The following is a 10,026-nucleotide window of genomic DNA, read 5'->3' as shown; positions in this document are numbered from 1 at the left end:
GGTGTTCAACAGCGAGGTGAAGATCGGCACGGAGGTGGGCGTGACGCCGGGCATGGGGGCGGCGGACGCGCTCGACCCGCAGCGGCAGAACACGGTGTGGCTGGATGCGGGCATGTTGAACGGCTTCCAGCTCGGCGCGCTGGACCTGGCCAGCGGCGGCCGCATCGTGGTGAGCCAGCCGCTGGTGCTGGCCGATGGAGGGAGATTGAGCCTGGTGGCGCCGCTGGTGGATATCGACGCGAACCTGACGGCGCGCGGCGGCACGGTGAACGTGTCGAACCTGTTCACGCGCGCAGGTGACCTCTATCCGGGCGCACTGATGACGGCCGATGGTACATCGCAACTGACCCTCGAGGCCGGCAGGACGATCGACGTGCGCGGGGTGTGGACCAATGCGCGGATGGATCCGGCCAAGCTTGCGGGGCTCGCCTATATCAATGGCGGCAACATCACGATCGACGGCTCGCAAGACGTGACCATCGCCGGCGGCAGCGTGATCGACGTGTCGTCCGGCGCGGCCATCCTCGCAAACGGCAAGACCATGGGCGGCAAGGGCGGCAATGTCACGCTCATCGCCGGCGACGTGTCCGGCGGCGTCGGCGCCGCCACCGGCAATCTGGTGCTGGACGGCCTGATGCGCGCGGCCGGCGTCAATGGCGGCGGCACGCTGACCTTGTCCTCGCCGAACAATGTGCTGGTCGGCGAGAATGCCTCGCTGGCCGGCGGCGTGCTGGCCGCCGGCACGCCGGCGCCGTTGCGGATGCAGCTCACGCGGCCGCTGACCATTGCCGCCGGGCAGCCCTTGCCCTTCACGCTGACGGAGACGCACAACACGCTGCCGCTCGATGTTCCCGTTCCCATCGACGTCTCGCTCTCGGGCGGATCCGGCATACCGACCGCGGCGGACTGGGTCGTCGCGAACGGGATGAGCGCTTTGTATGCCAGAGGCGCCAATGGCAACCTCATCTACTATAGCCCCGGTCAGGTGGTGCCGGCCGGGACATTGATCATCGGCGCGTCCGGGTCGGGCACGATCCCGGCCGGGACCGTCATCCCCTCGAGCGTTTTCCCGCAGGGCCTGCAGATCAACCCTTACCGTCTCGTCTATGCCGCCGGCTCGGTGCAGGCGCAGGATATGACCTACCAGGCCGGCACGGTGATTCCACCGGGCACGGCCCTGCCGCAGACGGTGTCGGTGGCGCCGGCCCCGGCGCTCAGCCCCGCGTTCTTCCGCGCGGGCTTCTCCAACTACGACATCAATGCCGGACTGGGCATGCTGGTGGCGGGCTCCGCCATCGCGCCGGCCATGCCCGTGTACCGGATCGCCGCCGACAGCCTCGTGGCACCCTCGGGCAGCGATCCGTCTTCGGCGATGTCGTTGTGGCTGCCGCCGCTGTATGCCGAACACCCGCAGAGCGCGACGCTCACGCAGCGCGGGGGCGCCAGCCTCACGCTGCGCTCGCAGACCCGCCAGAACGGCATCCTGATGGGCGGCGGGTCGATCATGATGGAGAAAGGCGCCTCCATCGCCGTCGATCCGGGGCAGAGCATCAAGATCGACGCCACCGGGCAGATCGATATCGAGGGCACGCTGACGGCGCACGGCGGCAGCATCAGCCTGGTCAACGAAGCCGACGGCTCCATCGACACCCTGCGCAACTTCGATGCGGCCGGCGTCGGCCGCGGCGTGTCGGTGTGGGTCGGCCCGAGCGCCAGGCTCGATGTCTCCGGCCAGGCCTATGCGGCCGTCGACGCCCAGGGCCGTCCCTATGGCACCGCCCCCGATGGCGGCACGATCCGGCTCAGCGGCGGCACCGCGTTCGTGGTGGTGCGCCCGGGCGCCGAGCTGGACGCCGACGGCACCCGCGTCGTGGTCGATGCGGGTACGGTGAATGCGCAGGCCGCGTCGGGCGGCGCCCTCACGCTGGCGAGCAATGGTGGCGCCATCTCGCTCGATTCGCTGAGCGGGCTCTACCTGGACGGCACTCTGCACGCCGCCAGCGGCGGTGCCGGGGCGAGCGGCGGCAGCCTGTCGATTGCGCTGCTCACGCCTTACTTCTCCAACCTGGGCGGAGCGCTGCCGGCCAACGTCCTGGTGCCGAGCACCATGACCGTGGTGCAGGCGCAGCCGTCGCCGTCGCTGAGCGCGGATCTCGCTGCGGGCACGAACGCCGCCGCGCTGGCCCTCGGCCGGGCCGCCGTCAGCGCGGACGCGGTCAAGGCCGGCGGCTTCGACGCGCTCGCGCTGAGGTCCGGCGACTACATGCAGTTCTCGGGTGACGTCTCGCTGGCGCTCGGCAAGAGCGTGTCGTTGACGGCGGGGGCGTTCACGTCGGGGCCCGTGCAGGCGGGTTCGCCCGATGCCTCCACGCCGCCGGCAAGGGGCAGCGTGCGTATTGCCGCGCCGTACGTCCTGCTCAGCGGGGTGCCGGTCATCGTGCCGGACGGCAACAGCACTGGCACGATCGGCAACCCACGCAGCACGGGGACACCGACCGTCGCGACCTTCGAGGTCGATGCGAAGCAGATCGATATCCAAGGGCTGCTCGCCTTCTCGGCGGAGACCCGGCGCTACGATTCGTCCGTCTACGACTGGGTCTATTCACCGGCTCCGGGTTTCCGCACGACGCGGCTGGTCAGCCAGGGCGACATCCGCTTCCTGCCCACCACCGTCGACCAGGGGACGATGCTTGCCAGCGCCTGGGACGTCGACCTCCAGGCGGCCCAGGTGTACCCGGCCACCAATGCGAGGGCCACTGTCATCGCGGGGCAGAACAATCCGGGCTACGTGGCGAAGCTGACGATCGGGCGCACCACGCCAGACGTGCCGGACGCTCCCCTGTCCGTGTTCGGCAGCCTCAGCTTCCAGGCGGCCATCATCGAGCAGGGCGGCATCGTGCGCGCTCCCTTCGGCGCCGTCACGCTGGGCACCAACTACCCGGCGACGCAGCGCGTGGACCTGCTGCCCGGCAGCCTGACCTCCGTCTCGATGGCAGGCCTGGCCATTCCCTATGGCGGCACCATCGACGGCGTGACCTACACCTACGGCGGCGCCAGCGTGCTGCCCCTGGCCCTCACCGGCTTCACCGGCAACAGCACCTTGCGCTCCGGGCCCGGCATCACGCTTGACGCGCAGGCCGTCAACGTCCAGGGCGGGGCGACGCTGGACCTCTCCGGCGGCGGCACGCTGGCCGGCGCGGGCTTCGTCTCGGGCCGCGGCGGCTCGGTCAACATCCTCACCACGCCGCTGGTCAACGCCAACCCGGCCACGCCGCTGAGCAAGGCGAGCGACAAGGTCTACGCCATCCTGCCGGGCTATGCCTCCGGCTACGCGCCGGTGGCGCCGGAGAACGGCGCCGGCGACCCGGCGATCGGCCAGCAGATCACCGCGGGCGCGGGCGTGCCCGGCCTGCCGGCGGGCACCTACACGCTGCTGCCCTCCAACTACGCGCTGCTGCCCGGCGCCTACCGGGTGGAGCTCGGCGCGGGCGGCGGCAAGCCGCTCGGCGGCGTCGCCGCGGTCGGCAACGGCACCTATGCCACCGCGGTCCAGACCGGCATCGCCAACACCGGTTTCCGCGGCGCCTTGCCGCTGACCGCGCTGATCACGCCGGCGACGGCCGTGCGCCGCTACGCGCAGTACAACGAGCAAGGCTACGCCGACTTCTTCACCGCCAGGGCGGCGCAGTTCGGCGGCCTGCGCCCGCTGCTGCCGGGCGACGGCAAGATCCTGCAGATCGCGTTCGAGCAGCCGGGTACGCCGTCAGGCACCTCCGCGCTGAGTTTCGCGGGGGCCGCGCGGCTGCGGGGCGAAGCGGGCGGGATCGACGGCTCCGTGGCCCTGTCGAACGTGGGCGAGATCGTCGCTGACGCCGCCACGCCGGGGTTCGGCGGCGCCTCGGTCCGCGCCGCGGACCTGAATGCCATCGCAGCCCCGCGACTGCTGATCAACGGCACGGTGGGCGTGATCAACGGCACGCTGATGTTCCAGGGCGGGCAGGACCTCGCCATCCGCGACGGCGTCACGCTCCAGGCCGGCGAACTGGTGCTGGTCGGCGGGAACATCGGCGTCGGCAACAACGTGACCCTGAGCACCATCGGCCAGGGCGGGACGCCGTTCGACTCGGCCTCCACCGGCATGGGCTACACCACCGGCTACGGTACCTCGGTGCTGGCGCTGTCCAACGGCAAGCTGGATTTCCTCGGCTCGCAGGGCAGCGGCGCCATCACCATCGGCGCAGGGTCGCAGCTGTACTCCGAGGGCACGCTGGCGTTTGCCACCAACGGCGGGGTCAACATGGACTCAGGCGCCCGCTTCGGTTCGCGCAATATTGCGCTGGCCATGAACACCATCAACGTCGGCAGCAGCGCCGACATTGCCGCGGCGGGCGTCCAGGCCGGCCTGTTGTTCGACCAGGCGCTGTTCAACCGGCTGGTCAGCGGCGATCTGCCGCGGGGCGTGCCCGCACTGCAGACGATCACGCTGGGCGCGTCCAGCGCACTCAACCTGTTCGGCAGCGCCGGCCTGGACGCCACCGGCACCGGCGTCAACCTGGTGCTGAACACGCCGGCGATCTACGGCTGGGGCGGGGCCGGCGATCATGCCACCATCGCGGCGGGCAAGATCACCTGGAACGGCATCGCCGGCGCCACGCCGCCGGCGACCGTGGCCGGTGGCCCGGGAACGGGCCTGGGCACGCTGGACCTGGTGGCCAAGGAGATCGACCTCGGCCAGTTCGTGTCGCTGGACAATACCAAGGCCAGCCGCACGGCCTATGGCTTCGGCAACGTCAACCTGAAGGCCAGCGAGAAGATCGTGTCGGCCGGCAACGGTTCGCTCTTCGTCTACCAGGCGGCCAGCGCGGACTCGGGCGCGGTGTTCGGCCAGAGCGGCACGGGCGGCAACCTGACGCTGGCAACGCCGCTGCTGACCGGCATGCAGAAGTCGATCATGGCCTATACGGCGGGCGGGGCGCTGAACGTGGTGGCGCCGCAAGGCCAGGCGCCGAGCCAGGCGGGCTCGACCATCGCGGGCGCGGAGATCGACCTGGGCGGCGACAGCGTCGCCATCGGCAGCACCATCCTGCTGCCGAGCGGCAAGCTGGTGGTGAACGCCACCCACGACATCGTGCTGGACGCCGGCAGCCGCATCGACCTGAGCGGCCAGCCGTCGACCATCCAGCGGGCCACGGTCCATGGCTTCGGCGGCACGGCCACCTTCAACAGCGCGCAGGGCGGCGTGGCGCAGGCAGCCGGCGCGGTGATCGACGTCTCGGCGATCCATGCGAATGCCGGCGAGATCGCGATCGACGCCGGCAACGGGCTGGTCGCGTTGAACGGTACGCTGAATGGCGGCGCGACCGATGGCCAGGCCAGCGGCGACTTCAGTGCCAGGGCGGCTACCTTCGCCGACTTCGCCGGGTTGAACGCCGCGCTCACCCGGGGCGGCTTCTTCGACGCCCGCAGTTTCACCGCCAGGCAGGGCGACCTCGTGGTTGGCGACGGTGTGAAGGCGCACAGGGTGTCGATCGCAACGGACGGCGGGCAGCTGACCGTGACCGGCACCATCGACGCATCGGGCGCGGCCCCCGGCACGATCCGGCTGTCGGCCGCCAACGGGCTGACGCTGGCATCGGGCGCCGTGCTCGATGCGCATGGCACTGTGCTGCAGGCCGATAGCTACGGGCTGCCGATCGAGGCCAGGAACCGCGGCCACGTGGAGCTGAGCGCGGCCCATGGGGTGCTGACGCTGTTGCCTGGCGCGACCATCGACCTGTCGACGCCGGGCAGCGTGGCCTATGGCGATGTCGTATTGAATGCGCAGCGCGTCGGCGCGACCGCGGCGAGCGCGACCGGTGCGGGGGCTCCGGCCAATGCGACCGGCAACGATGTCGCCATCTCGGCCGCCGGACCGCTCACCATCCGCGGCGCGCGCAGCATCCAGCTCAACGGTTTTGCCACCTATGCGAACGCGCCGGCCGATCCGGGCGATCCCGCCGGCCAGGTCATCACGCAGGGCTGGCTCGATCTCGTCGATCGGGACAGCCAGGTCTTCATGGCCGGCGCGCTCGCCAATGCCGGCCTGCAGGGCCGCATGGCGGGGCTGTCCGCCTATGGCAGCGCCCTGCACCTGCGCCCGGGCGTGGAGGTGGTGAGCGCCACCCCGCAGGGCAACCTGACGGTATCCGGCGATATCGACCTAGCCGGGTATCGCTATGGTCCCGGCGCCGACCGCGATACCACCTCCGCCAGCTACGGCGCGGGCGAGCCGCTGGCCCTGGTGATCCGGGCCGGCGGCAACCTCGCGGTCAAGGGAAGCATCTCCGACGGCTTCCGGGCGGTCGCGGGCAAGCCGGCGGTCTATGACGGCATCCTGGACATCACCAGCAGTCCCGAGTTCTCTCTCCAGGATGGCTACTGGGGCACCCCGGGCGCCAGCTATGTCGCGTCGAAGGATGTCTACCTGATGACGAGCTGGACGGTGCCGAACGACGACTTCTACAACTACCTCGGCGGCCTGATCGGGTCGGATGGAACCATCTACTACGTCGGCGACACGATTCCCGCGGGCACCAAGCTGTCCGCCTCGGACGGCCTGCTGTTCGAGGCCGGGATCCGTCTGCCGGGTGTCGCGACGACGCTGGTCAGCAAGGGGACTCCTGGCGCGGCCGCCGCGTCGGCCGCGGCGACGATGCTGGCGGCCGGCGCGCCATCCGCGTCGCTGCGCCTGGTTGCCGGTGCCGACCTGGCCGGCGCGGACCAACGCGCCTTGCAGACCGTGCGCGCGCTCAATGGAGGCGGCAATCTCACCCTCAGCGATCCGAGCTACGACGCCTCCTTGAACGGCACCTTCTTCAGCGTGCTGCGCACCGGCACCGGCAATCTCGAATTGCTGGCCGGTGGCAGCTTCAGCGAGGCGACCCCGTACGGCGTCTACACCGCCGGCACGCAATCGGCGCCGATCCTGGCAGCGGACGGCAGCAATCCCTACGACATCATCGCCACGCGGGGCAGCGGCCTGCATGCCTGGTACCCGGAGCATGGCGGCGACCTGCTTCTCATGGCCCAGCAGGACGTGACGGGCAGCGTGCAGATCGCCAACAACAATTCCCGCTACGTCGATTCGGACCTGACCGGCAACTGGCTCTGGCGCCAGGGCGGCGGCGCGTCCGCCGATCCCACGGCATGGTGGATCAATTTCGGCGCCTTGACGCAGACCTCCGGCTGGAAGGTGGATAGCTCCATGACCGGCTTCCAGGGGATCGGCACCCTGGGCGGCGGCAACCTGACCGTGATTGCCGGCCGCAATGCCGGCGTGACCGGCAGCGGCTCGACCGGGCTCGACCTCGCGGTGGCCTCGACCGGGCGCGTACTGGCCGACGGCACGATGGCCGCGACCGGCGGCGGCGATCTCACGCTGAAGATCGGCGGCGGGCTCAATGCGGTGTTTCCGACCTCCGTTCAGGTGCCTGACTACTATGGCGCGATCACGAACCTGCGCGGCGACATCAACGTGAATGCCGGTTCCATCGGCGCGCTGGCGGTCGCGCAAGGCGGCATCCTGTTCACGTCGTTCGATCCGCGCGCGGTCGAAGCCAACGTCTTCAAGCGCTCGGCGAAGACGCCCGGTCCCACGGTGACGCCAGGCGACGGTGTCGTCAACATCGCCACGCGCGGCGACCTGGTGATCGCGGGTGCCGCCGATGCCGGCATGGGCACCCCGGTCGATCAGGCCGGCATTCCCTATCTGCTGCGCAACGCGGACGGGAGCACGACATTGGTCCCGAATGGCGGTACCTCCGCATTCACCCTCTGGACGCCGGGATCGGCGATCCAGCTGTATTCCGCCGGTGGCGATGTGGCGCCGTTGCAGGGCGGGACCGCCGGCAACAACGTGCAGAACAGCAACGGCTTCTATCCGGGCACGCTGATCGTCGCGGCTGCCAACGGCGATATCCGTTTCGCCGAGCCGTTGCCGGGCCTCTCGTATCCGGTGCTCGAGCTGGTACCGTCGCCGCGCGGCCAGCTCGAACTGCTGGCCGCGGGCTCCATCTATGGGTCGAGCCAGGTGGTGGCCATGTCCGGCGCCGACATGAGCACGCTGGCGACGCCTTGGCGCCCGGTCTTCGAAACGGCGGTCGGTGGCGGAGGCACGAACAATGCCAGTCCGACGTCGGCTTATCTCGGCTTTACGCGCAATAGTCCGATCGCGTTCGGGCCGGATACGCCGCTGGGGCCGCTGGGAAATCTGCATGCGGCCGACGAACAGCCGGCCCTTGTCTATGCCGGCAAGGATATCGTCGACCTGGCGCTCGGGCAGGTACAGAATCCCTCGCCGGGGTTCGGCCCGGGCTCCTTCCAGCCGTTCCCGACGACCTGGTATGCCGCCGCCAAGCCGTTCCAGGTCATTGCCGGCCGCGATATCGTCGGCACGGGTACGACGCCGAGTGCCTACCTGAACCTGAATGCGGATGACATCACGCTGATACAGGCCGGCCGCGACATCTTCCGCCAGTCCGTGACGATCGCCGGGCCGGGCCTGCTCCAGCTGCAGGCCGGGCGCAACCTGTACCAGGGCTATGACGGCGCGCTGACGAGCGCGGGCGATGTCGTCAACCCGTCGAACAAGTCGGGCGGGGCCGGCATCACGGTGCTGGCCGGTGTCGGCGCGAACGGCCCCGACTACGCGGGCTTCGCCAGGCTGTACTTGGACGCGGCGAACCAGTTGAACGCAGGCACGCCGCTGGCGGGCAGCGGCAAGGTGGCGCATGCCTACGACGCAGAACTGCTGGCCTGGCTGCAGCAGCGCTTCGGCTACAAGGGAGCGGCGGCCGATGCGCTGGCGTATTTCCTGGCGCTGCCCGGCGAGCAGCAGGGCGTCTTCGTGCGGCAGGTCTACTTCCAGGAACTGCTGCTCGGCGGGCGCGAGTACAACGATCCGGCGAGTTCGCGCTACGGCAGCTACCTGCGCGGGCGCGAGGCGATCGCGACGCTGTTCCCGAGCGCTGACGCTCAGGGCAGGGCGATCGGCTACCAGGGCGACATCACGATGTTCAGCAGCATCACGGGTTCCAAGACGGTGAACGGCCAGGCGGTACCCGTGACGACGGACGCCGGCATCCACACCAACTTCGGCGGCGACATCCAGATGCTCAACCCGGGCGGCAAGACCCTCATCGGCGTGGAGGGCGTGCCGGCGGGGACCGGCGCGGGCCTGATCACGCAAGGGGCGGGCGATATCGCCCTGTACTCGAAGGGTTCGATCCTGCTGGGCCTGTCGCGCATCATGACCACCTTCGGCGGCAGCATCCAGGGCTGGTCGTCGGAAGGCGACATCAACGCCGGCCGGGGTGCCAAGACGACCGTGCTGTACACCCCGCCCAAGCGGGTCTACGACGGGCTGGGCAATGTCACGGTGTCGCCGAACGTGCCGTCCTCGGGCGCGGGCATTGCCACGCTGAGCCCGATTCCGGAGGTGCCGCCCGGCGACGTGGACCTGGTGGCGCCGCTGGGCACCATCGATGCCGGTGAGGCGGGCATCCGGGTCTCGGGCAATGTCAATTTCGCGGCGCTGCAGGTGGTCAACGCGGCCAACGTGCAGGTTCAGGGGAAATCGACAGGGCTGCCGGTGGTCGCCACCGTGAATGTGGGGGCGATGACCAATGCCAGTTCGACGGCGTCGCAAGCTGCCGCCGCTGCGCAGGATGCGATGTCGCGTGACCGCGCGGCGCAGCGGCAGAACCTGCCTTCGATCTTCACGGTGCGCATGCTCGACGCTGGCACGGAGTCGTCGTCGCCCGCTGATGGCGAGAGCAGGAAGGTGCCTGCCGGCGGCCTCCAATCCAGCGTGCCATACGATGCGGCGAGTCCAGTGCAGTTCGTCGGCCTGGGCGGGCGGTTCAATCCTGCCCAGCTGGAGCGACTGACCGACGACGAGCGCCGCAATCTGAAACAGATCCGGTAACAGCTGATCCAGCGGCATCCGCGTCTATCGTGGCATCGCCTTCTCCAACGCCTCTCGGCGTC

Annotated in this window: 1 protein-coding gene; it reads left to right on the top strand. The window is 70.0% G+C overall.

The features are described from left to right. Positions 1-16: 16 nt before the first annotated feature. Positions 17-9,964, top strand: a complete 9,948-nt coding sequence (locus tag P3W85_RS23300) for a filamentous haemagglutinin family protein (RefSeq protein ID WP_276266513.1) — start codon at positions 17-19, stop codon at positions 9,962-9,964. Positions 9,965-10,026 lie beyond the last annotated feature (62 nt).

It is taken from the genome of Cupriavidus basilensis, assembly GCF_029335485.1.
In the GTDB taxonomy this organism is placed as follows: domain Bacteria; phylum Pseudomonadota; class Gammaproteobacteria; order Burkholderiales; family Burkholderiaceae; genus Cupriavidus; species Cupriavidus basilensis_E.
Note: the sequence above shows the minus strand (reverse complement) of the source record. Positions and strands in the feature narration are given on the sequence as shown.